The organism is Nocardia alni (genome assembly GCF_019038435.1).
Lineage (GTDB): Bacteria > Actinomycetota > Actinomycetes > Mycobacteriales > Mycobacteriaceae > Nocardia > Nocardia alni.
The window spans coordinates 1-21,473 of the sequence record NZ_JAGPOX010000075.1 but is presented as its reverse complement, the minus strand read 5'-3'; the positions used below and the strand labels follow the sequence as shown (position 1 = coordinate 21,473).

General features: G+C 66.8%; 26 protein-coding genes and 1 pseudogene. 16 read left to right on the top strand and 11 right to left on the bottom strand.

The features are described from left to right. The first annotated feature begins 4 nt into the window (after nucleotides 1-4). The 5 genes from uvrA (at nucleotide 5) to JZ791_RS25840 (ending at nucleotide 5,458) form a co-directional block, all read left to right on the top strand. A complete protein-coding gene (gene uvrA / locus JZ791_RS25860) occupies nucleotides 5-3,046 on the top strand; it encodes an excinuclease ABC subunit UvrA (protein WP_216897823.1) in 3,042 nt (1,013 codons plus the stop codon). A 283-nt stretch (nucleotides 3,047-3,329) separates the two neighbouring features. Further along, nucleotides 3,330-3,647 (top strand): DUF222 domain-containing protein, encoded by a 318-nt coding sequence (locus JZ791_RS45275; protein ID WP_308163095.1) that lies wholly within the window; start codon nucleotides 3,330-3,332, stop codon nucleotides 3,645-3,647. A gap of 98 nt (nucleotides 3,648-3,745) precedes the next feature. Further along, nucleotides 3,746-3,895, top strand: coding sequence for a hypothetical protein (locus JZ791_RS25850; RefSeq protein WP_216897822.1), 150 nt, complete (start codon nucleotides 3,746-3,748; stop codon nucleotides 3,893-3,895). Between the two features lie 160 nt (nucleotides 3,896-4,055). Continuing rightward, nucleotides 4,056-5,000 carry an AraC-like ligand-binding domain-containing protein gene (locus JZ791_RS25845; RefSeq protein ID WP_216897821.1) on the top strand — a complete coding sequence of 315 codons (945 nt, stop codon included), beginning with the start codon at nucleotides 4,056-4,058 and terminating at the stop codon, nucleotides 4,998-5,000. Nucleotides 5,001-5,020: 20 nt separating this feature from the next. Beyond that, nucleotides 5,021-5,458 (top strand): SgcJ/EcaC family oxidoreductase, encoded by a 438-nt coding sequence (locus JZ791_RS25840; RefSeq protein WP_216897820.1) that lies wholly within the window; start codon nucleotides 5,021-5,023, stop codon nucleotides 5,456-5,458. Nucleotides 5,459-5,481: 23 nt separating this feature from the next. Here JZ791_RS25840 and JZ791_RS25835 read toward each other — a convergent pair whose 3' ends face one another. After that, nucleotides 5,482-6,096 (bottom strand): TetR/AcrR family transcriptional regulator, encoded by a 615-nt coding sequence (locus JZ791_RS25835; RefSeq protein ID WP_216897819.1) that lies wholly within the window; start codon nucleotides 6,094-6,096, stop codon nucleotides 5,482-5,484. Nucleotides 6,097-6,201: 105 nt separating this feature from the next. Between JZ791_RS25835 and JZ791_RS25830 the strand changes: the two genes are divergently transcribed. From JZ791_RS25830 to JZ791_RS25820, 3 genes are all read left to right on the top strand, one after another. Then, nucleotides 6,202-6,852: an alpha/beta fold hydrolase gene (locus JZ791_RS25830; RefSeq protein WP_216897818.1), complete on the top strand. Its 651-nt coding sequence runs from the start codon at nucleotides 6,202-6,204 to the stop codon at nucleotides 6,850-6,852. Then, complete coding sequence (locus JZ791_RS25825; protein ID WP_308163094.1) at nucleotides 6,753-7,187, top strand: alpha/beta fold hydrolase; 435 nt, start codon at nucleotides 6,753-6,755, stop codon at nucleotides 7,185-7,187. Before JZ791_RS25830 ends, JZ791_RS25825 begins: the two co-directional genes overlap by 100 nt. A gap of 104 nt (nucleotides 7,188-7,291) precedes the next feature. Continuing rightward, entirely contained in the window at nucleotides 7,292-8,122 is an 831-nt protein-coding gene (locus tag JZ791_RS25820; protein WP_216897816.1) for a helix-turn-helix domain-containing protein, read from the top strand. On the opposite strand, the gene JZ791_RS25815 is transcribed toward JZ791_RS25820, so the two are convergent. From JZ791_RS25815 to JZ791_RS25800, 4 genes are all read right to left on the bottom strand, one after another. Continuing rightward, nucleotides 8,073-8,435, bottom strand: coding sequence for a nuclear transport factor 2 family protein (locus tag JZ791_RS25815; RefSeq protein WP_216897815.1), 363 nt, complete (start codon nucleotides 8,433-8,435; stop codon nucleotides 8,073-8,075). The genes JZ791_RS25820 and JZ791_RS25815 overlap by 50 nt on opposite strands. A 124-nt stretch (nucleotides 8,436-8,559) precedes the next feature. Then, on the bottom strand, nucleotides 8,560-8,997 hold the full coding sequence (locus JZ791_RS25810; protein WP_216897814.1) for a GlcG/HbpS family heme-binding protein: 438 nt from the start codon (nucleotides 8,995-8,997) through the stop codon (nucleotides 8,560-8,562). 58 nt (nucleotides 8,998-9,055) lie between these two features. Next, nucleotides 9,056-9,952, bottom strand: a complete 897-nt coding sequence (locus JZ791_RS25805; protein WP_216897813.1) for a hypothetical protein — start codon at nucleotides 9,950-9,952, stop codon at nucleotides 9,056-9,058. Between the two features lie 89 nt (nucleotides 9,953-10,041). Continuing rightward, the gene (locus JZ791_RS25800; RefSeq protein ID WP_216897812.1) at nucleotides 10,042-10,971 is read right to left on the bottom strand and encodes a LysR family transcriptional regulator; all 930 of its coding nucleotides are present in this window, start codon (nucleotides 10,969-10,971) and stop codon (nucleotides 10,042-10,044) included. Nucleotides 10,972-11,055: 84 nt separating this feature from the next. Between JZ791_RS25800 and JZ791_RS25795 the strand changes: the two genes are divergently transcribed. The 3 genes from JZ791_RS25795 to JZ791_RS25785 all read left to right on the top strand — a co-directional run bounded on the left by JZ791_RS25795 (nucleotide 11,056) and on the right by JZ791_RS25785 (nucleotide 13,715). Next, entirely contained in the window at nucleotides 11,056-11,844 is a 789-nt protein-coding gene (locus tag JZ791_RS25795) for an alpha/beta fold hydrolase (protein ID WP_216897811.1), read from the top strand. Beyond that, a complete protein-coding gene (locus tag JZ791_RS25790) occupies nucleotides 11,841-12,371 on the top strand; it encodes a carboxymuconolactone decarboxylase family protein (RefSeq protein WP_216897810.1) in 531 nt (176 codons plus the stop codon). The genes JZ791_RS25795 and JZ791_RS25790 overlap by 4 nt, the downstream gene beginning before the upstream one ends. Before the next feature lie 102 nt (nucleotides 12,372-12,473). After that, complete coding sequence (locus JZ791_RS25785; RefSeq protein ID WP_216897809.1) at nucleotides 12,474-13,715, top strand: FAD-dependent monooxygenase; 1,242 nt, start codon at nucleotides 12,474-12,476, stop codon at nucleotides 13,713-13,715. A gap of 69 nt (nucleotides 13,716-13,784) precedes the next feature. On the opposite strand, the gene JZ791_RS25780 is transcribed toward JZ791_RS25785, so the two are convergent. The 5 genes from JZ791_RS25780 to JZ791_RS25760 form a co-directional block, all read right to left on the bottom strand. Next, complete coding sequence (locus tag JZ791_RS25780; RefSeq protein WP_216897808.1) at nucleotides 13,785-15,059, bottom strand: RNA polymerase sigma factor; 1,275 nt, start codon at nucleotides 15,057-15,059, stop codon at nucleotides 13,785-13,787. Between the two features lie 13 nt (nucleotides 15,060-15,072). Further along, nucleotides 15,073-15,426, bottom strand: a complete 354-nt coding sequence (locus tag JZ791_RS25775; protein ID WP_216897807.1) for a YciI family protein — start codon at nucleotides 15,424-15,426, stop codon at nucleotides 15,073-15,075. Nucleotides 15,427-15,440: 14 nt separating this feature from the next. Continuing rightward, entirely contained in the window at nucleotides 15,441-16,013 is a 573-nt protein-coding gene (locus tag JZ791_RS25770; protein ID WP_216897806.1) for a dihydrofolate reductase family protein, read from the bottom strand. 143 nt (nucleotides 16,014-16,156) lie between these two features. Then, a complete protein-coding gene (locus tag JZ791_RS25765) occupies nucleotides 16,157-17,476 on the bottom strand; it encodes a hypothetical protein (RefSeq protein ID WP_216897805.1) in 1,320 nt (439 codons plus the stop codon). Next, complete coding sequence (locus tag JZ791_RS25760; protein WP_216897804.1) at nucleotides 17,473-17,697, bottom strand: hypothetical protein; 225 nt, start codon at nucleotides 17,695-17,697, stop codon at nucleotides 17,473-17,475. Before JZ791_RS25760 ends, JZ791_RS25765 begins: the two co-directional genes overlap by 4 nt. Nucleotides 17,698-17,932: 235 nt before the next feature. Here JZ791_RS25760 and JZ791_RS45265 point away from each other — a divergent pair. Next, a pseudogene (locus JZ791_RS45265) lies at nucleotides 17,933-18,055 on the top strand (DNA-binding response regulator); the annotation flags it as partial. Between the two features lie 39 nt (nucleotides 18,056-18,094). Here JZ791_RS45265 and JZ791_RS25755 read toward each other — a convergent pair. Beyond that, nucleotides 18,095-18,445, bottom strand: a complete 351-nt coding sequence (locus JZ791_RS25755; protein WP_216897803.1) for a DUF1844 domain-containing protein — start codon at nucleotides 18,443-18,445, stop codon at nucleotides 18,095-18,097. 388 nt (nucleotides 18,446-18,833) lie between these two features. Here JZ791_RS25755 and infC point away from each other — a divergent pair, with 388 nt between their 5' ends. The 4 genes from infC to JZ791_RS25735 all read left to right on the top strand — a co-directional run bounded on the left by infC (nucleotide 18,834) and on the right by JZ791_RS25735 (nucleotide 21,190). After that, nucleotides 18,834-19,535 (top strand): translation initiation factor IF-3, encoded by a 702-nt coding sequence (infC, locus tag JZ791_RS25750; RefSeq protein WP_216897841.1) that lies wholly within the window; start codon nucleotides 18,834-18,836, stop codon nucleotides 19,533-19,535. A 65-nt stretch (nucleotides 19,536-19,600) separates the two neighbouring features. After that, nucleotides 19,601-19,795, top strand: coding sequence for a 50S ribosomal protein L35 (gene rpmI, locus JZ791_RS25745; RefSeq protein WP_216897802.1), 195 nt, complete (start codon nucleotides 19,601-19,603; stop codon nucleotides 19,793-19,795). A 112-nt stretch (nucleotides 19,796-19,907) separates the two neighbouring features. Beyond that, nucleotides 19,908-20,288: a 50S ribosomal protein L20 gene (gene rplT, locus JZ791_RS25740; protein WP_216897801.1), complete on the top strand. Its 381-nt coding sequence runs from the start codon at nucleotides 19,908-19,910 to the stop codon at nucleotides 20,286-20,288. A gap of 35 nt (nucleotides 20,289-20,323) precedes the next feature. Next, a complete protein-coding gene (locus JZ791_RS25735) occupies nucleotides 20,324-21,190 on the top strand; it encodes a TrmH family RNA methyltransferase (RefSeq protein WP_216897840.1) in 867 nt (288 codons plus the stop codon). Nucleotides 21,191-21,473: the final 283 nt, after the last annotated feature.

The following is a 21,473-nucleotide window of genomic DNA, read 5'->3' as shown; positions in this document are numbered from 1 at the left end:
GCTTGTGGCGGATCGCCTGACGGTGCGCGGAGCGCGGGAGCACAACCTCAAGGGGGTCGATATCGACCTGCCCCGCGACAGTCTCATCGTGTTCACCGGACTGTCCGGATCTGGCAAGTCCAGTCTCGCGTTCGACACCATCTTCGCCGAGGGGCAGCGTCGCTACGTCGAGTCGCTGTCGGCCTACGCGCGCCAATTCCTCGGCCAGATGGACAAACCCGATGTGGATTTCATCGAGGGTCTCTCGCCCGCGGTCTCCATCGACCAGAAGTCGACCAACCGCAATCCGCGCTCCACGGTCGGCACGATCACCGAGGTGCACGACTATCTGCGCCTGCTGTACGCGCGCGCCGGCACACCACACTGCCCCGTCTGCGGTGAGCTGATCGCCAAGCAGACCCCGCAGCAGATCGTCGACCAGGTCCTGGCCATGGAGGAGGGCATCCGATTCCAGGTGCTCGCGCCCGTGGTGCGCACCCGCAAGGGCGAATTCGTCGACCTGTTCGATCAGCTGAATTCGCAGGGCTACTCGCGCGTGCGGGTCGACGGTGTGGTGCATCCCCTCACCGAGCCGCCCAAGCTCAAGAAGCAGGAGAAGCACGATATCGAGGTGGTGATCGACCGCCTGTCGGTGAAGTCGGGTTCCAAACAGCGCCTCACCGATTCGATCGAGACGGCGCTGCGCCTGGCCGACGGCATCGTGGTGCTGGACTTCGTGGACCGCGACGAGCACGCGCACGACCGCGAGCGCCGCTTCTCCGAGAAGCTGGCCTGCCCCAACGGGCATCCGCTGGACATCGAGGATCTCGAGCCGCGCTCGTTCTCGTTCAACTCCCCGTACGGCGCGTGCCCGGACTGCACGGGCCTGGGCATCCGCAAGGAGGTCGATGCGGATCTCGTGGTGCCCGACGGTGAGCTGAGCCTGAACGACGGCGCCATCGCGCCGTGGTCGCGCGGGCAGACCGCCGAGTATTTCACCCGGTTGCTGTCGGGTCTGGCCGGGGCGCTGGGCTTCTCGATGGACACGCCATGGAACCAGTTGCCGCTCAAGGCGCGCAAGGCGGTGCTGGAGGGCAGCTCCGAGCAGGTGCACGTGTCGTACACCAACCGCTATGGCCGTAAACGCTCGTATTACGCCGATTTCGAGGGCGTGATGCCTTTCCTGCAGCGCCGGCTCGAGAACACCGAGTCCGAGCAGATGAAGGAGCACTACGACGGCTACATGCGCGATGTGCCCTGCCCGGTCTGCGACGGGGCGCGGCTGCGGCCGGAGATCCTCGCGGTCACCCTGGGGTCGGGTGAGGGGCACCGGTCCATCGCCGAGGTGTCGGATCTGTCCATCCGGGAGTGCGCGAAATTCCTGAACGGGCTGCGCCTGGGCGAGCGCGAGGCCGCGATCGCCGCGCAGGTGCTCAAGGAGATTCAGGCGCGCCTGGGCTTCCTCTTGGACGTCGGCCTGGAATACCTGACACTCTCGCGCGCGGCGGGCACCCTGTCCGGCGGTGAGGCGCAGCGCATCCGGCTGGCCACCCAGATCGGTTCGGGCCTGGTCGGCGTGCTGTACGTACTGGACGAGCCGTCCATCGGCCTGCACCAGCGCGACAACCGCCGCCTCATCGAAACCCTCACCCGGCTGCGGGATCTGGGCAACACGCTGATCGTCGTCGAACACGACGAAGATACGATCCATGCCTCGGACTGGGTGGTGGACATCGGCCCGCTCGCGGGCGAGCACGGTGGTCAGGTGGTGTACAGCGGGCCGTATCCGGGCCTGCTGGACGATGCGAATTCCCTGACGGGCGCCTATCTTTCGGGGCGCGAGCGGATCGAGGTGCCGCTGGTACGCCGTCCGGTGAACAAGAAGAAGCAGCTCACCGTGGTCGGCGCGAACGAGCACAACCTCCGCACCATCGACGTGGCGTTCCCGCTGGGCGTGCTCACCGCGGTGACGGGCGTCTCCGGATCGGGTAAGTCCACGCTGGTGAACGACATCCTGGCGACGGTCCTGGCGAACAAGCTCAACGGCGCCCGTCAGGTGCCGGGCCGCCACACCCGCGTGAACGGCCTGGACCATCTGGACAAGCTGGTACAGGTCGATCAGTCCCCGATCGGCCGCACCCCGCGCTCGAATCCCGCGACCTACACCGGCGTCTTCGACAAGATCCGCACCCTGTTCGCCGCGACCACCGAGGCGAAGGTGCGCGGCTATCAGCCGGGCCGATTCTCGTTCAACGTCAAGGGCGGTCGCTGCGAGGCGTGCTCGGGCGACGGCACGCTCAAGATCGAGATGAACTTCCTGCCCGACGTGTATGTCCCGTGCGAGGTGTGCCACGGCGCCCGCTACAACCGGGAGACCCTCGAGGTGCACTACAAGGGCAAGACCATCGCCGAGGTGCTCGATATGCCCATCGAGGAGGCCGCGGAATTCTTCGAACCGGTCACCTCGATCCACCGCTACCTCAAGACGCTGGTCGACGTCGGCCTGGGCTACGTGCGCCTGGGCCAGAGCGCACCCACGCTGTCCGGCGGTGAGGCCCAGCGCGTGAAGCTCTCGGCCGAACTGCAGAAGCGCTCCACCGGCCGCACCGTCTACATCCTGGACGAGCCGACCACCGGACTGCACTTCGAGGACATCCGCAAACTCCTCGTCGTCATCAACGGCCTTGTCGACAAGGGCAATACGGTCATCGTCATCGAGCACAACCTGGACGTCATCAAGACCTCCGACTGGGTGATCGACATGGGCCCCGAGGGTGGTTCGGGCGGCGGCGCCATCGTCGCCGAGGGCACCCCGGAGGATGTGGCCGCCGTGTCCGGGAGCTACACCGGCCAGTTCCTGAAGGAGGTCCTCGCCGCCCCCGCCGCCGAACCTGCCGCGAAAAAGGCTGCCGCATCGAAGAATTCGGCAACCAAGACCACGGCAGCGCAGAGTACGACCGCGAAGAGCGCCGCCGCCGCACCCGTCAAACCCACCGCCAAGAAACCCGCCGACAAGGATCCGAAGAAGGCCGCCGCCGCCCGCCGCAGAGCCGCCGCGCTGCGCTGAGATCGGCCGGTGCCGTCACTGCTGTGGGCCGCGAAAGCTCGTGTGCCCCTGCGCTGATGATGATTTCTCGGTCACCTGGCCGTTATTGACGTTGCCGTGCGTGCGTCGCACGGCAACGCTCTACGGCGACTGCCTGTCAGAGTGACACGTGCGGCACGCTTGCGCCGTCCAACGTGGGGCTCCGGAGGATTCATCGGCTGTGCCGATTGGTGCTGCTGAACGTGACGTACCGGGCCAAACCGTTTATAGAACATATGTTCGATAATGCGGTAGGGTGTCTCGGGTGAACACACATTCGACTGCACTGGCACCGGATGCTCCGGCTCGGAGATGGTCCGACCTGGCCGATGTCGACTTGCTGCGCACCCTCATCGAAACCGAACGCCGCCGACGCCGGTTGGGTGCGGCCATGGTCGCGGCCGTTGCCGAGGCCGAGCGCCGTGGTCTCGCCGCCGACACCGGCTACCGCGACACAGTGGAGCTATTGAGTGATCTGCTGCGGATCAGTGCCTCCGAGGCGCGCAGACGAATCGAATACGCCACTCCGCAGGTCCGCTCGCGTTCCAGAAAGGCGTGGAGGGTGCTGACGGCGGCAGTGTGAGGCCGAGCCTGGGTGTGGGGCGGCGGATCCAACGGTGTTTCCGGCCCATTCGCTGAACCCGGTTCAGCGGAGGATGGAGGCGGCGAGACTTACGGGAGGTGGCCCCGCGCCAGGCTCTCGCCGCCCACGACGGCGCACTCAACGACATCGGCACCGCGATGGTCGCCGGCTTTCTGGGTGACAACGGCCCCGGCATCGGCGCCCCGTACCGCCGAATGCCCATCGGCGCATCCGCTGAAATCGCCTGAGATTGCCCACGGTACAGCCACGGATAGTGCGGGTCTGCCCGTCCGCTTGCGGAATCGCTGCCCCCTCAGCGATTCCGCAAGCGGACCGATGAACCCGCTGTAGAACGAGGTGACCTGTCCGGCCGAGAGAAATATTCGATCGAACCGGTAGCGTCGTGTGATGAACAGCGCCGATGCTTTTCTGGAGACGCTAGCGGCCAGTGGCCTGCCGCCGTTGATCGGTCGGCGGCGCGTACGCGGCGACTTCCGCGGTGGCGTCGTGACTCGCGACCTGGGGCCTTTGCGGTTGGCCGAGCTGGTTAGCCCGGAGGGCGAGTGTTTCCGACCGGCGCGGTCGGTCCGCGACGCGGACAGCGAGCTGTGGCAGATCGAGTTGGTGACGCGGGGGCGGGTGCGTGCTGAGCAGGGGGGCAACACGGCTGTGCTCGGGCCGGGTGATCTGGTCCTGATCGATCCGGTGCGGCCGGTGCGGTTCGCTACCACCGCGACCACGAGCGTGACCATGCTGGTGCCGCGGGGATCGCTGCGGCTTCGGGCCGACGATGCCACGCGGCTGGCCGGGATGCGTATTCGTGGTGATCGGGGCCCCGGCGCGCTGGTGTCCTCGCTCGCGCGGGAGATGGCGCGGTCGCTGAGCGGGTTCCGCGCGGACGAGGCGGACAGGTCGGCGGCCGCGGTGATCGAGCTGATCGCGGTGGCGTTGTCGGCTCAGCTGGATGATGCGCGTCCGGTCCCCGACGAGGCGTTGCGTTCCCGGGTTGTCGGTTTCATCGAGGCGAGGCTGTCCGACCGGGATCTCACCCCGGCGAAGGTGGCTGTGGCGCACCATATGTCGGTGCGCCGCCTGCACAAGCTGTTCGAGGGCCAGCCGCTGACGGTCGCGGCTCTGATCCGCCGGCGGCGCCTGGAGCGGTGCCGTGCGGAGCTGGCCGGGACCGACCGCACCGTCGCGGCCGTCGCGGCGCGCTGGGGGTTCACCGATCCGGCGCACTTCAGCCGGCTGTTCAAGGCGACCTACGGATACAACGCGGCGGCACTCACGTCCAGCAACCGTGCGCGGATGATCAAGGCGCTTCCCGCCCGGCTCGGTGAGGATGGAGGCTGACAGCACAGGAAGGTGATCGCATGGAACAGTCGGTCGAGGCGATGAGTGCCATCCCGGCCCAGATGAACGAGGGCTGGAACCGCGGTGACGCCGCCGCGTTCCTGGCCGATTTCGCGGACGATGCCGAGCTCGTGGATTGGGAGGGGAGCGTTCACAAGGGCCGCGAGCAGATGATCGCGTTCCATCAGCCGATTTTCGACACGGTGATGAAGGGTTCCCGGTTGGTACAGGGCGATGTGCTGTTCGCCCGGGTCGTCGGGCCGGGTTGGGGTGTGGTGCACCACCGGATGGCCATGGCGATGCCCGGTGAGCAGGAGCCACCTCCACACCGCCTGTTCATGCAACTGCTCGTCGTGGCGTGGCAGAACGACCGCTGGGAAGTCGCGGCGCTGCAGAACTCGCGCTTGATCTCGCTGGAGACCGCGATGGCCCTGGAATCGCAGGCCGCGGCCGGGTAGGCAGTGGGCACTCCAAATCGCGACTATTTCGGGTTTTCCAGTAGTCCGTTGGCGATGACGTCGGCAGCGGTTTCGAGCAGTTCTCGTAGTTCGGCCTCGGTCCGGTGCAGTTGATCCGGGCGCCAGTTGAGGCTGATGATGCCGTTCCAGGCGGCCAACAAGACAGTGGCGACCCTTGACGGGTCGACCGGCCGTGCGATCCCCGCGGCGATACCGGCGGCCAGGGCATCGACCAGACGATCGTTCTGTCGCTTGATATTTCGCGCCAAACGTTCGGACAACTCTCTGCCGGCCGAGTACCGGCCCGGATCAGCCGGGAAGGCCAGCATGCGAAAGTACTCGGGGTACTGCAGGTAGAGCTGCAGGTACTGTTCGGCCGCGGCATAGATCTGCTCGGCCGGGCTCCGATCCGGGGTGAAGGCGAGGTCCATGAACCGGCCGTCGACGTCGAGTACACGCTCGACCACGGCGGCGTGCAGGCCGGACTTGGATCCGAAGTGGTTGTAGATCGAGCCGACCGCCACTCCCGCCCGCTCGGCGATCTCTTCCACGGTCACATCGTCGGCCGGACGGTCACTGAAGATCTCACCCGCCGCGTGCAGGAGCGCGTCGATGGTGCGTTGCTTGCGAGGGTCCACACTCAGCCCAACTCTTGTAATCGTTGCAATAAGTTCGCCCGGTGCGTAGCGTACCTCCCGGGAGTTCATGCAAGCGTTGCAAGAACTCGGACCGGGGAGAATGTCATGACTGTGCACACCGATCAAGCATCGCTACGCCCGTTCCAGCGGCAGCGATTCGCTCGACTGCCCGAGTTGCCGACGCGGCCGCACCCCTACTTCGCGTCGACGCCACACGAGTTGGAGATGGACTCGGCGTCACTGGGTCCTGTCCGGGTGCACTACCGCGAATATGGCAGTGGGGCACCGCTTCTGCTGATTCACGGCCTCATGACCACCGGCTACTCGTGGCGATACGTGCTCGACGGTCTCGGTGCGCGCTTCCGCCTGATCGTCCCCGACCTGCCGGGCAACGGCCGCAGCAGCCAACCGGCCGTGCGACTGTCCGCACCGGCGATGGCGGCGTGGATCGGCGAGTTCCAGACGGCACTCGGGTTGCGTGGCTGCGCCGCCGTCGGTAATTCGCTCGGCGGGTACCTGATCATGCGTCACGCCCTCGCAGACCCGGGCGCATTCTCCCGGCTGGTCGATATCCACGCACCGGCATTCCCGGTAGCGCGGATGCGCGCATTGCATGCGGCACTGTCACTTCCAGGGGCGGCAAGCGGATTCGGGTGGTGGGTCCGGCGCGACACGACGCGCTGGGCGCACCGGATTGTGCACTACTACGACGACACGCTCCGCTCGAGGAGGCCCGCGAGTACGGCGCCCCGCTGACCACTGCCGAGGGCATTCGCACCTTCGTCAGCTACCTGCGGGACGTGATGGCGCCGAGCGGCTTCGCCGACTTCATCGGCGAACTCGACCGTCGCCGGAGCGTGCGGCAACCGTTCCCGATGCCACTGCTGCTCATCTACTCCCGCCAAGACCCGATGGTTCCGCCCGCCACCGGGCCGAAACTGGCCGCACTGATCCCGGATGCGCAACTACACCAACTGGACCGGTCGTCCCACTTCGCTCATGTGGACAGCCCTGCCGAAGTCACCGCGCTGGTGCTCGACTTCCTGGACACACCCCACCTCGGACCGAACGGGTCGACGCCTGAACAATAGGCCACTGATCACTGGGAGAGAAACGTGAGCGGGCGCTGGACCTCGGTTCCTGCGGCGGGAGATTATCGGGCGTTTCGGCCCCGTGGCTGGCACAGTGGGTGGGGATGAATGACGACTTCGGCGCGACGCTGCGAGGATTTCGGGCGCGGGTCAAGCCTGAGACGGTTGGAATACGGCCCGCGCTGCCGGCGACGCGGCGCGTCCCCGGGCTACGTCGTGACGAACTGGCTCGACTGGCCGGCGTGTCGGAAGAGCATCTCAAGCGCTTGGAGCAAGGGCGTCGGCGCCCGTCCAGAGCGGTGGTCGACGCGCTGGCCAAGGCATTGCGGTTGGATCGTGCGGAGTACTCACAGCTGTGTCTGCTCGTCGGGTTCGCCGTGCCCGACGTCCAGCGTCCGGCGCGCGCGGCGAGGGTGCCAAGGGAGATCACGCCGCCCGCGCAACGGCTGCTGGATCGACTGACCGACGTACCGACCTGCGTCTGCGACGCTTCGTGGACGGTGCTGGCGGGCAATCGTTCCTGGACCGAGGCAAAGTGTGGCGGTGACGCGCCGGGTAGGTACGAGCGCAATATCGCCTGGCGGTTGTTCGGTGACGCACCCACCAATGTCGTGCGTTCACCGGAGTATCTGACGGGGTTCAAGTCGTCCGTGGTCGCGGACCTGCGCGCGGCGCTCCAGCGCTATCCGGCCGATCCGCGGTTGCGCGATCTCGTGACGGACCTGCGTACGGAGAGCGGGGAATTCGCCCGTCTCTGGTCGTCCGCCGATACCGGTGGGTATCACCCGGACCGGATCACCATCCGTCATCCGGATCGTGCGCCGGTCCTGTTGGACAAGGATGTGATGACGATCGAGCCCGGTGACCTGCGGGTGGTGGTTTTCACTACTCCGCTTCCTCCGCGGGCTCCATGTAGAAACGCGATCTCCGGATGAGCCCCTCTTCGAGGTTGACGATGATGACGCCGCGCTGCCAGAACCGTGCGCCGTCGTGTACTTCGCTCCTGAACTCCCACTCTCCCCAGATCTCATTGCCGCTCTGCACGCGCGTGGCGATGGTCGCCTGAATAGTGGGGTATGCCTTGAACAGTCCCTCCCAATTGCGCCGGACCTGATCCGGACCGTTGAAAGAACGGGCGGGATGCGCCGGCCATTCCATCGAGAACGTGGGCGCGAAGCATGCCACCAGCGCCTCGATGTCCTGTGTGCTGATGGCGTCGGCCAAGCGATCTATCACGGTAGGAGTCATGCGTTTTCACCCTTGTCGTTCGATCTGCGGTTCAGGTCGACCGTACTGGCGGACGAAGACGTTCCAACTGGGCCAGTTTGTACCCCTCGGCCTTGTCCAGTCGGCGAGCTTTACCTGGGGCTGCTCATTCTGTGCGGGATCGGTGTGCGTGCCACCGATCGACAGCGGTCTGCACAGCCTCTTCGTCCTCCTTGGCATGAGCCCCGGAAGCCCCGGCCGCACCGAGGACCACCCCGCCTTCGGTGATCAGGACGCCACCGGCGAAAGGTATGAAATCACCGCCGTGGAGGTGCTGGATACTGTCGACGATCGCGCCCGGCAGTTGGATCTGCCCGGACGGCTGCAATGCCATCAATGCGCTGCGCGACTTGGCCACAGCGATCCGGCTGGTCATCGGCATGCCACCGTCGGCTCGTCGCAAGACGATCACGGCACCGCTCACATCGATGACGGCCACCGCCAGTGGCGGGAACCCGCGCTCGGCACTTACCGCCAGCGCCGATGCCACCAACCAGTCGGCATCGGCCAAGGTCAGCCCGGGAAGGCGGGGAGAATCAGTCATGGACTCGAACAATAGTCCGGGCGGACGGACAGAGGGTGGTACAGCCGGTCGCCGTTGGTCAGTCCGGCCGCCGGCCGGTGAGGGCGGTGACCGAATAGGGCCCGAGGTCGATATCGGTGACCGAGTTCGCTTCTCCGGTCTGTAGATCGTCGTCCTTGTCGGCGAACGAGACGAGCGTGACCTTGCCTGCCGAGATGCCGGGCAGGTCAACATGAACGCGGTGCGATCTGGTGCGATCGGTGTTGATGAGTACCACGGTGATGCGGCCGTCGGGTTGCGACAGCGCGTGAACGACGACGGTCGCATTGTCCGACCGGACCTGTACGAGGCGCGTTCCTCGGCGTGTCAGCTGGCTGACCAGCTTCAGCGTGAAGTAGGGCGCGAAAGGCGTATTGCGTGGTGGTTCGCAGATGCGTCGATGATCCGGCATGTCGACGCAGTCGCCGGTCGACAGCAGCCCGATGGTGCCGAAATTCGCGTCGCCATACAGCTGGGGATGGTTGTCATCGGCCGCCATGGCGATTTGCCATGCGTACCAGTCGATCCCGGCGACGCCTTGCTCCAGCCATGTCAGCATGTCGTCGACGAGAAACATGGCGTTGACGATGCCGACGGTCTGCTTCCCGAAGTAGACCGCACTCGAATTGGTTTCGCCCACCATAATGTTCGCGTGACTGCCGGAGTCGGTAAGCTCCTGCCGCAGTTCACGATCGAGTTCGCCGATGGTTCGGGGTGTCGACAACAAGACCGCGTCGTCGGTTCGGTGGCGAACCTGTTCCATGTATCCGCGCGCCCTCCCGCGGTAGCGGGGTAAAGCGGGGCCACCGGAATGCCGATGCGGATCGTCGGATCCGCTTGCCGCATCTCGGTGATGAACGGCAATGCGTTGCGAGCCCACGACGCAGGCCCTTCTGGCGTGCCGTCTGGATTCTTGTGAGCATCCGGCCATGCCCAAGCCCCGCCGGAACCGTTGAGGTAAATGCCCGCGCAGATCCACCGGCCGCGGTAAGCCGAATCGGTTTACGCCGAAGGTGTCAGCGGGTCTCAGTCGCTTGCCGCCTGTGCCTGATGTACCGGCGCGGCGCGGGGTCGCACGCGGCCCGTATGTGCGAGAACCGCGGTGGTCAGCGCGTGGGCGGCGGGTCCGAGGCGTCGTGTCTTCGGCAGGACGAGGCTGACGTCGAAGCTGGGCGCGGGCAGCGTGTCGAGAGTGGGGAGTCCGGTCGTCGGTGGCGCGGAGGTGGGTGCTATCAGGGCGACGCCGAGACCGGCTCGGACGAGGTCCACAACGGTGGCGACATCGCCGACCTCGATCTCGACGTTGCGTGGCAGGCCGAGGGAGGCGCACAGCCGGTCGGTGCTCGCGCGGCTGCCCCATCCCGGTGGGACGTCGATGAACGGCTCGTCGATCAGCTCCTCGAGTCTTACCCGGCCTCGTGCGGCGAGCCGGTGGTCCGGCGGGCAGATCAGGACCATGCGTTCCGAGCGGAGCGGGACCAAGTCGACGGCAGTCTGTTCGGGCGGTGGCGCGGCGATGGCGAAGTCGATCTCGCCGTCCACGACCGCCTGTACCAGTCCTGCCGAGCCTGCCGGATGGGTGTGCGGCAGGAGCCGGACATGAGGGCGTTCACGGTGGAAGGTGGCGAGGGCGTCCAGCACTTCGGCGGCGATCAGCGAGTGCATGATCCCGAACTTCACCGACCCGCGCACCCCACCCGCGACCGCGTCGACGGTGCTCCTGGCCTGCTCCACGGAGGCCAGGATTCGGCGTGCGTCAACGAGCAGTGCCTGCCCGGCTTCGGTCAGATCGACGCGCCTCGTGGTGCGATGGAACAACTCGGCGCCCAGTTCGCGTTCGAGAGCGCGGATCGTGGCCGACAGGCCGGACTGCACGACGTGCATCCGGCGCGCCGCGCCAGTGAAGCTGCCCGTCTCGCTCACCGCGACGAAGTAGTTGAGCTGACGGAGATCCACCTCTCGATTTTATCGTTCGCAGTGATAAGTGGCGTCAGTTTCTATCATTGGACATGCTGGAATGGTGTGGCGGATGCTGAATACATGCTCGACGCGACCGACATCAATGCCATCCGTACCGGGCCGAGGGGCGCGGCGCCCGTGGTGTTACTGCACTCGGCGGGCCTCGACCTCACCTACTGGGACGCCCAGATCGAGGTGCTGTGCCGCGACCACGACGTGATCGCCCTCGATCTGCCCGGACACGGACGCAGCCATGGCAAAGCGCAGGACATCTCCATCGAGAACATGTCGGAAGTGATGTCCGCGGCCATCGCCCGTCTCCATACCGAAGGTCCCGTCCACCTGGTCGGTCTCTCGGTGGGCGGCCTTGTCGCGCAGGCCATCGCCCTGCAGCACCCGCGGCTACTGTGTTCGCTCGTACTGATCGACACGGCTGCCAGCTTCTCGGCCGCCGGCCGGGGCGCGATGCGAGAGCGCGCCGAGGCGGCGCGGCGCGGCGGCATGGATGCGGTGCTGCCCGGCCTGTTCGCCCACTGGTTCATGCCCGAGACACTGGTGCGGCGGCCGCATCTGGTCGACCGTGCCACCAAGACGCTGCTTCACGACGACCCGGACGTCCATGCCGCACTGTGGGAGATGATCGCGGCGTTCGATGTCGCCGATCGCCTCGGTGCCATCACGGTTCCGACGCTCGTGCTCGTCGGCGAGCACGACTCGAGTTCTCCCGTCTCCTGCGCGCAACACCTGTGCGGCATGATCTCGCACTCGCGGCTCCGGATCGTGCCCGGAGCCGCCCACCTTTCACCTCTCGAGAGCCCGGACGTGGTCACCGGCCACATCGCCGCATTCCTTCAGGAGGCCACCGGATGAGCCGGATACCCCTTGCCGACGTCGCGGCGTTGAACGACGACCAGCGCGTCCAGTACGACCGATTCCCTTCCAACCTCACCCGCGCCGTGCTGCTGCTCGACGAGCGGCTTGCCGGCCTGCTCCCCGCGTCCGCCAACGCCCTGCGCGCGACAGACCTCGACGCCGCGTGGCGCGAGGCCATGATCCTGCGCGTCGCGGCGCTGCACCACAGCGCCTACGAAAGGTTCCAGCACCTCGGCCAGGCCCACGCCGCGGGATGGACCGAGCAGCAGATCACCGACATCGAGGCGGGTCGCTTCGACAGACTCGACTCCGGGCTCGCAGCCGTGCTCGCCTTCGTCGATGCCTGCGTCGTCGGCCCCGACGTCACCGATGAGACGTTCGCCGCCGCCCGCGCACATCTCACGGATCGCCAACTCACGACCGTGATTGTCCTGGTCGGGCACTATATGACCGTCGCCCGGCTCACCGGTATCCTGCGACTCGAGCTCGACGGATCACCGGACGACTGGGCCCACGAACACTGACCCGCTCTCGGCTGCCCCGATGAATTTTGCGTGGATCGGTCGTCGACACCTCTGGATACACCGACAGCGGTGGGCGATCCGGACGGGTGAGCGGGAGGCGCGATGAGTGGTACCAGGGTGTTGGTGGCGGGAGCGAGCGTCGCGGGGCCTGCGCTGGCTCACTGGCTGCGCCGGTGGGGGGCCGAGGTGACCGTGGTCGAGCGGGCTCCCGGGCTGCGTCCGGGCGGGCAGGCGGTGGATGCGCGAGGGGTGTCCAAGGAGGTCATCCGGCGGATGGGGCTGGATTCGGCGGTGCGGGCGGCGCGTACCGAGACCGCGGGCGCGCACACCGTGGACGCGGACGGGAATGTGCTGGAGACCTATCGCGCGGACGATGACGGCGGCGACGGGTACATCGCGGAGATCGAGATCCTGCGCGGGGACCTGTCGCAGGTGCTCTACGACGACACCCGCGACGGTGTCGAATACATCTTCGACGACCGGATCGCCGACCTCACTCAGGACCGGGACGGTGTCGACGTGGTCTTCGCGAGCGGCGCCCGGCGGCGCTTCGAGCTGGTGGTCGGGGCGGACGGACTGCACTCGGCGCTGCGGGCGATGGTCTTCGGGCCGCGTGAGCGGTTCGTCCGCCACCTCGGACTCGTGCTGGCCTTCTACAGTGTGCCCAACGAGTTCGGGCTGGACCGCTGGCTGATCGACTATCAGCAGGCCGGTCGCTCGGCCGGCCTGCGGCCCATCCAGGACGCCACCCGGGCGATGGCCATGTTCTCCTTCCCCTCGGGAGACTTCGAGGTCGACTACCGCGACATCGAAGCGCAGAAGAGCCTGCTGCGCGAGCGGATGGCGGGCATGGGCTGGATGGCCCCGCGCATCCTCGCGCATCTGGACGACACCCCTGATTTCTACCTCGACCAGGTCGCCCAGGTGGTGATGGACCGTTGGTCGAGCGGACGGGTGGTGCTGCTCGGGGACGCGGCGTTCAGCTCGTCGCCGATGTCCGGAGGGGGCACGGGCCTGGCGTTGGTCGGCGCCTATCTGCTGGCCGGAGAGCTGGCCACCGCCGGGTGGGACCCGGAGGCGGGGTTCGCCGGCTACGAGGCGCGGATGCGGCCGTTTGTCGAGGCCAACCAGGAGATCGGCCGGTTGCACGTGCGCAGCCTCGTCGCCCCGGGTCCATCGTCGGAGCCGAGTACGGAACTCGACTCCGAGTGGTTTCCGGAGTTGATCGAGCGCGCCATCAATGGCGTCGAACTGCCCGACTACGCCGAGATGCCCGACCACGCCGGGGCGCCGGACTCCGATACCCCGGCCGGACCGCCGATCACCTCGGCGGCCAAACCATAGGCCCACCGCCGGACCACGTCCGCTCTGCCGCGATCCGAGCGCCGAGGCTGCCGAAGAAGCGACGCCTGATCAGTCGAGGCAGTCGGCAGCGCGGGTATGGAGCAGGGCCTGTTCGGCCGTGTTGGCGGTGAGTTCGGCCGCGCGCAGGAATTCGGCGCGGGCCTCGGCGTTGCGGCCGAGCCGGGACAGGAGATCGGCGCGGACGGCGTGCAGTAGGTGGTAGTTGTCGAGTGCGTCGGATGCGGCGTCGACGAGTTCTAGCCCGGCGGCGGGGCCGTGCACCATGGTGACGGCGACTGCTCGGTTGAGTTCCACGATCGGGGAGGGGAATCGTTGTGCCAGTAGGGCGTAGAGGCCGGCAATGCGGCGCCAGTCGGTGTCCTCGGGAGTCGCGGCCATGGTGTGCACGGCGGCGATCGCCGCTTGCAGCGCGTATCGGCCGGGCGGCGCCGAACGCCGCAGTGCGAGGGCGTGTGCACGCCCGAGTGCGGCGTAGCCACGGCGGATGAACAGCTGATCCCAGCGGGCGCGGTTCTGATCGGGTAGCAGGACAAGGCGATTGGCCGTATCGCTGCGTGCGCGTGCGCGTGATGCCTGTAGCTCGAGCAACGCGGTGAGTCCGTGGACCTCGGGCTCGTCGGGCAGCAGTCCGGTGAGGATGCGGGACAGTCGCAACCCGTCGTCGCAGAGTTCGGTGCGCATCCAGTCGTCGCCCGAGGTGGCCGCGTATCCCTCGTTGAAGATCAGATAGATCACCTCGAGCACCGGGGCCAACCGTGCGGTCAGCTCCGAGCGTTCGGGCACCTCGAAGGGGATGCGCTGGTCCTTGATGGTCTTCTTCGCGCGTACTATCCGTTGCGCCACAGTCGATTTGGGTGTGACATAGGCCCGTGCGATCTCCTCGGTCGTCAACCCGCCGAGCATGCGCAGTGTCAACGCCGCCTGCGCCTGCGTCGACAACGCCGGATGGCAGGTGGTGAACACCATCCGCAGCAGATCGTCGGGTATGCCGAGGTGGAGGTCCGGTTCCGGCGGAGGCGACCGTTGCTCGGTCAGCAGATCGTGCCCGAGCAACGGCAGTTTGCGGGCGAGCGTGGCGTCCCGCCGGATCCGGTCGATGGCCCGGCGTTTCGCGGTGAGCATGAGCCAGCCGCCCGGATTCGCGGGAATGCCGTCCCGGGGCCACTGTTGCAGCGCCTCCAGGTGAGCATCCTGCGCGAGATCCTCGGCCGTGCCGATATCGCCGACCAAGCGGGTCAATCCGGCCACCAGCTGCGGCCATTCGATCCGCCAGGCCGCCTCGACGGCACGGGTCGCCCGCTGCCCGGGCGACTGGTCGCTCATCCGCGGGAACCGATCACTGCTGGTCCAACTGCCTGATCTCGACCTCCATCGTCCACCTCGGTCCGTGCAGCCGCAGGAAACGGGAGCCCCATTCCACCGCCTCCTCCTGCGAGCGCGTCTGGAGCAGGCAGTAGCCGCCGATGACCTCCTTGGACTCGGTGAACGGCCCGTCGAGGATGGTCGTCTGACCGTCGGCCAGGCGAATCCGCGTGCCCTCCTCGAGAGGACGCAACCCGTTCGTGTCCAGTAGGACGCCCGCCTTGGTCATCTCCTCGATCAGCTTGCCCATATCCTCGGCCAGCGCCGGGTCCGGGCCGGCAGTGGGCGCGATGCTGGGATCGAGGCGGATCAACATCAAATAGCGCATCTGCGGATCCTTTCTTATCCGAGCCGGTAGCGCAGGTAGACCGCGCCGGAATCGAATGTCTCTGACTCCACAAGATTCAACTCCAGCGCGGACTTGTCGGGGAACAACGGCGTTCCGGATCCGATCACGACCGGGTGCACGATCACCCGGAATTCATCGATGAGCCCCATGCCGAGCATCGAGTGCACGAGTTTCGGGCTCGCGTAGACCGCCATCGCGCCGCCCGGCCGATCCTTCAGTTTCGCGAATTCTTCGGCGAGATTGCTCTTGATCAGGCGCGTATTGTTCCAGTCCGCCGACTCCAAGGTGGTCGAGCAGACGATCTTGTCCACCGCGTTCACCCATTCGGCATGGACGCGTTCGTTCGCTGAGCTGTCCGCGTCCGGGCGGGTGGCCCAGAATCCGTACATCCCCAGGTAGGTTTCACGCCCGTACACCGCGGTGTCGAAATCGGCCTGAATATGCTCCTGAACGTAGGCCGCCAGCTGCTCGCTGTAGCCGCGGTGGGTCCATTCGAGCCCCATCCCCTGGCCCGACGAGACGAAACCGTCCAGCGTCATATGGTCGAACGCCACAAGAGGTCGCATGATCCGGTCCTTCCGGGTTGTGAGGCCGCTGTTCGGCCCCTTCATCAACCCGTCGAACGGGCCACCCCGAAATCGACACGACAAAATAAATTCGCGGCGAACGCCTCGGCGGCCCTGCGCCCGCGCGGGCGCAGGGCACGGGCCTACCAGGCACTCCAGCTGCCGGAGGTCCCCGAGGTGCCGGAGTCGGCGGTCTCACCGAGGTGGCGGCGGCGCTGGCGGCGCTTGAAGAACACCTCCTCCACCGACATCGTCGGGGCGGCGTCGGTGATCGCGGTCAGGCGGGCATCGAGATGGTGTTCGTGAATATGCCACTGGAGTCCGGCGCGGCGCTCGGCCGACAGCATCGCCCAGGCGGCGCCGAACCGGCTCTGCACGGCAGGGTCGGCGACCGAGAGGATCTGCAACAGCATCGGCCACACGTCGGCCTCGGTGGCTCTGGTGGGCAGGTCGACCACCGTCGAGTCGGGCAGGGCGGCGAGCAGCCGGGCCGTGTATTTCTGCACCGCCGGGCTGGTTCGGGCTGCCAGCATGAAAAGCCCACGCCAGCAAGCCGGTTCGGTGCGGCCGTCGAGGGCGGTGAGCATCGCGGCCATCGGCGCCGGATCGTCGAAGACCGGGTTGTCGGCCATCCGGCCGATCGTGTGGCGGCTCAGGTTTCCGGTAAGCGTCAGCAACTCCAGGACCGCACCGACGCGGATCGCGGTGATGATGAGATTGCTGATGGCCGGTGGCGGTCCGACGGAGAACAGGACCTCCCCGAGGGTACGCATGAGCTCGGGTTCGCAGCGGGTGAAGACCGACAGCCCCGCCAATTGCAGATCGGGCGGTCCGGCCAGGAACGTGCGAGCCATCTGGGGAAACCGCCGCGCCGGACCGGTCAGCAGTTGACGCAGGAAGGCGCTGACGCTTTCCGAAGGGAAGACGTAGGCGCAGGAATAGATCAGGCCCGCGTCGTCGCGCACGCCTCGTTCCAGGGCCCTGAGCAATTCCGGTGACGCATTGGAAATGATCGGCCCGACCGTGATGTAATCCCGGCGGCGCAGGACCTCGTTGATGATCCCGATGAAGGGCTCGAATGTCGCTTCGGTCAGCTGGCCGATCGCACGGGGATCCATATACGGCTGGGCATCCGCCGCGTACGAGACGCCCAGCAACTCCGCGATCTCTTTGATCTTCTTCGGGTGATCGATACCGATGAGGCCGGCGGCGCGCCCGGTCATCGCCGCCGGCACGATCTTGCGCATCAGCGGTACACCGATGGACATCGGGACGAAGGGGACCAGTCGGCTGATCCGGCTGAAATTTTCGTTGTGTCGCTGAAACAGTGCTGCGGACATGCGATCCTGTAGCTCGTACAGGCGTGCGGCGCCGAGCTTTTCCAGGTGGGACAATCGTTCCGGCGGTACGTGCAAGGTGCGCGCCAGCAACACGATCTGCGCGCGGGTGACCAGGTTGCTCATAGCTCGCTGAGATCTCCGAACATGATCCGCTTGGCAATTCCGCGAAACGCCCTGGGCAACACGGTGACCATGCCGTCGATGGCCGTCGCGACCGCGGTGACCTCGGTCTTCCGCGCGGCGCGGAACAGCGCGAGCAGATCGGTCACCTCGCGTTCGGACAACAGCTCGGCGGCTGCGACCGGAGCGTTCAATTCCTGCACCAGATCTGTTCTGGCAGTCATGCTTCCACCTCGACAATGGTCGGCTGGGCCCTGACCACCGTGGTGCCTACTGCTCGCTTGCTCATGCCTCTCCTGAATATCGCGTCGGCGCAGGTAATACCCGTGCGCGCGCCCACCGAATCATAGGATTGCTAAACACTTTCGGTGCCGGAAATCGTACTGGACGGAGTGATTGTGATCACGATGTCATCCAGATTCGTCCTGCCCGAGGCGAACTCACCGGACGGTCCGCACGATGATCACCGTGCTGCCGGCCGACGACCAACGTCTGGTGCGGGCCGGGCTGCGCATGCTCATCGAGTCGGCGAGCGATCCGGCCGTCGTCGGAGAGGCCGCCGACGGCGTGCAGGCGGTGCGGCCGGCGGTCTACGCACACCGGACCGCGGGAATCCGACGCTCAGTACACCGGCCCGGTGTACTTCTCGCCCGGTCCCTTGCCCGGCTCGTCCGGGTGCGCCGAGGCCTCGCGGAACGCGCGCTGCAGGGACTGCAATCCATCGCGCAGGGGTCCGGCATGCGGGCCGAGGTATTCGACCGAGGAGGTGATCAGGCCGGCCAGGGCGGTGATCACGCGACGTGCCTCGTCCAGGTCACGGCGCGGGCTCTCGTCGGGATCCGGGTCGGACAGGCCCAGTTTCTCGGCGGCGGAACTCATCAGCATGACGGCCGCGCGGCTGATCACCTCGACGGCGGGGATATCGGCCAGCTCGCGGACGTCGGGCTCGGTCGGGGAGGAGGTGTCACTCATAGCCGGTAGCATCGCATCCGGCCGTCGGCCGTATGCCGGGCAGCCCTGGATCGCCTGTTCGGCGGCGTCGCGTCGCCTCCGCCCATCGGCGGATCGGCAGGATCCCGCAGGTCGCGAGGTATGGGCGATTGGGAGTCTGTGGCGTCGCGATGTTAAGCTGTACGGCAACGACCGCCCCGGGTCATGATTCGGGGCTAGTAAGTGGAGCCCGACTCCCACCGTCTACCGGCGACACGCCAGGCCAGACGGTCCGGTCGCCCGTCAGTGAGTGACGGGTCCTGGTGCTGATTTGCCCAGCACAGGGTCGCTGTGGAGTTCACGCAGCGATGGCCGGTCGACATCGGGCCCCGTCACGGTGAAATACCGTCGCGGGGCTTTCGTGTTGGATATGGGGTTGCAATTACAACGCGGTCGTTGGACGACACCGCTTGACCTAGGAGGCCCCATCAGCACTGAGACCCGCATCAACGATCGCATTCGTGTACCCGAGGTCCGACTCATCGGTCCCGGCGGCGAACAGGTTGGGATCGTGCGTGTTGAAGATGCACTGCGCGTTGCCATGGAGGCAGACCTCGACCTGGTCGAGGTCGCGCCTGACGCGCGTCCGCCGGTGTGCAAGATCATGGACTACGGCAAGTTCAAGTACGAGACCGCGCAGAAGGCGCGCGAGTCCCGCAAGAACCAGGTCCAGACCGTGATCAAGGAGCAGAAGCTCCGACCGAAGATCGATGACCACGATTACGCGACCAAACGCGGCCACGTGATGCGCTTCTTGGAGGCCGGGTCGAAGGTCAAGGTCACCATTATGTTCCGTGGTCGCGAGCAGTCGCGGCCCGAGCTCGGATTCCGGCTGTTGCAGCGGTTGGCTGCCGACGTCGCCGATCTGGGTTTCGTGGAGACGTCGGCCAAGCAGGACGGCCGGAATATGACGATGGTCCTCGCGCCGCACAGGGGCGCGAAGACGAGGGCGAAGGCGCACCAGTCGACATCGGCGCAACCGGCCCCGCAGGAGCGGGAAGCCGAGCCCGCCGCGCCGGCTGAGCCGGTCGCGCCGGTCGCGCCGGCCGCTGAAGTGGCCAACCCGCAGTAAACCGATACAGCACCGGTGGGGGCACCCCCATGCCTCCACCGGGACGAGACAGAACTGAGGAATCCATGCCGAAGATGAAGAGCCACAGCGGCGCCTCGAAGCGATTCAAGGTGACCGGCGGCGGCAAATTGCTGCGTGAGCAGGCCAACCGCCGCCACCTGCTCGAGCACAAGTCCAGCCGCCGGACTCGTCGTCTGGAGGGCACGGAGGTCGTCGCGAAGTCCGACGTCCGTCGCGTCAAGAAGCTGCTCGGTATCTGAGCCGGCTACCCGCGATCCGACTTGCCGCGCTGTAATGCCGCGCTGTAATTCGGATGCCACCCCCGACCACTCGGGTGCCGCGAGCGCCCACAATTCGAACTAGGACTGACCAGTGGCACGTGTCAAAAGGGCCGTCAACGCTCAGAAGAAGCGCCGTACCGTTCTCGAGGCCTCCAAGGGCTACCGCGGGCAGCGCTCGCGGCTGTACCGCAAGGCCAAGGAACAGCAGCTGCACTCGCTCACCTACGCCTACCGCGACCGTCGCGCGCGCAAGGGTGACTTCCGCAAGCTGTGGATCGCGCGCATCAATGCTGCCGCGCGGCTGAACGACATCACCTACAACCGCTTCATCCAGGGCCTCAAGGCCGCGGGTGTCGAGGTGGACCGCAAGATCCTGGCCGAGCTGGCCGTGTCCGACGCCGGGGCGTTCGCCGGTCTGGTCGCGGTCGCGAAGGCCGCGCTGCCGGAGGATGTCAACGCCCCCGCCGCCTGAGCTCTCGGCGGTTGAGCACCAATCGAGAACGACCCGTGGACGCGCTGTCCGAGCACAATCCGCGGGTCGTTTCGGCTGTCAAGCTGCATCGCGGCGCGCATCGTCGCCGGACCGGGCTGTTCCTGGCCGAAGGGGCGAATTCCGTTGCGGCGGCGCTGGATACCGAGCGCGTGGTGGAGCTTTTCTACTCGGTGCGCGCCGCCGAGCGGGAGCACGAACTGGTGGCCGGGGCCGTCGCTACCGGGGTGCGCACGACCCTGGTGAGTGAGCGCGCGGCCGAGCTGCTGGGGGAGACGGTGACTCCGCCAGGACTGGTCGCGGTGTGCCGTCAGGTGGATGTGCCGCTGCCGCAGGTGCTTTCGCCCGCCACGCATGTGTCCGGATCGGATGCGAGCGTGGGACTTTCGACGTCTGATGGCGCACTCGTCCGGTCTCCGCTGATGCTCGCCGTGCCGGTCGAGATCGCCGATCCTGGCAATGCGGGCACACTGATCCGTGTGGCCGACGCCGTCGGTGCCAACGGTGTTGTGCTGGCCGGTGATTCGGTCGATCCGCACAACGGCAAGTGCGTCCGAGCCTGCGCGGGAAGCCTTTTCCATGTGCCACTGGCTCGCGAACGCGATATCGACTCCGTCCTGGCCGCTTTGGCCGAGGCCGGAATCACCGTCCTGGCAACCACCGCCCGCGGCGAGGTCGACCTCGACGACGCCGACGACATCCTGTCCGGCCCGGTCGCCTGGCTGTTCGGCAACGAGGCCCACGGCCTGAACCCCGCCGTGGCGGCCCGCGCCGACCACCGCATCCGCATCCCCATCCACGGCCGCGCCGAAAGCCTGAACCTCGCCGCCGCGGCGGCCATCTGCCTCTACGCCGGCGCCCGGGTCCAGCACCGTCCCCGGTAGCTGTAGCCGACTCGGTCGCATCTGTGCGGGGACCTCGGTGTCCTGTACGGCGGTCCTGCAATGCAGGCCATCGAACTCGGCGGCATTTTTCGGCACTCGGGTCTCGGTGCTGCGAGCGCCAGTGGCGTGGTTCATGGCATTCGCGGATCATTTTGTTGCCGTGCCGATGTCGTGATTCGTCCCGGCGCTGTGGGGTGGAGCGCCGAGACGAATCATGTGCGTGCCGGTTAGTTCTGGAAGTCGTAGAACTTGGCGATGTCTTCCAGCAGGGTGGGGTGGGTGG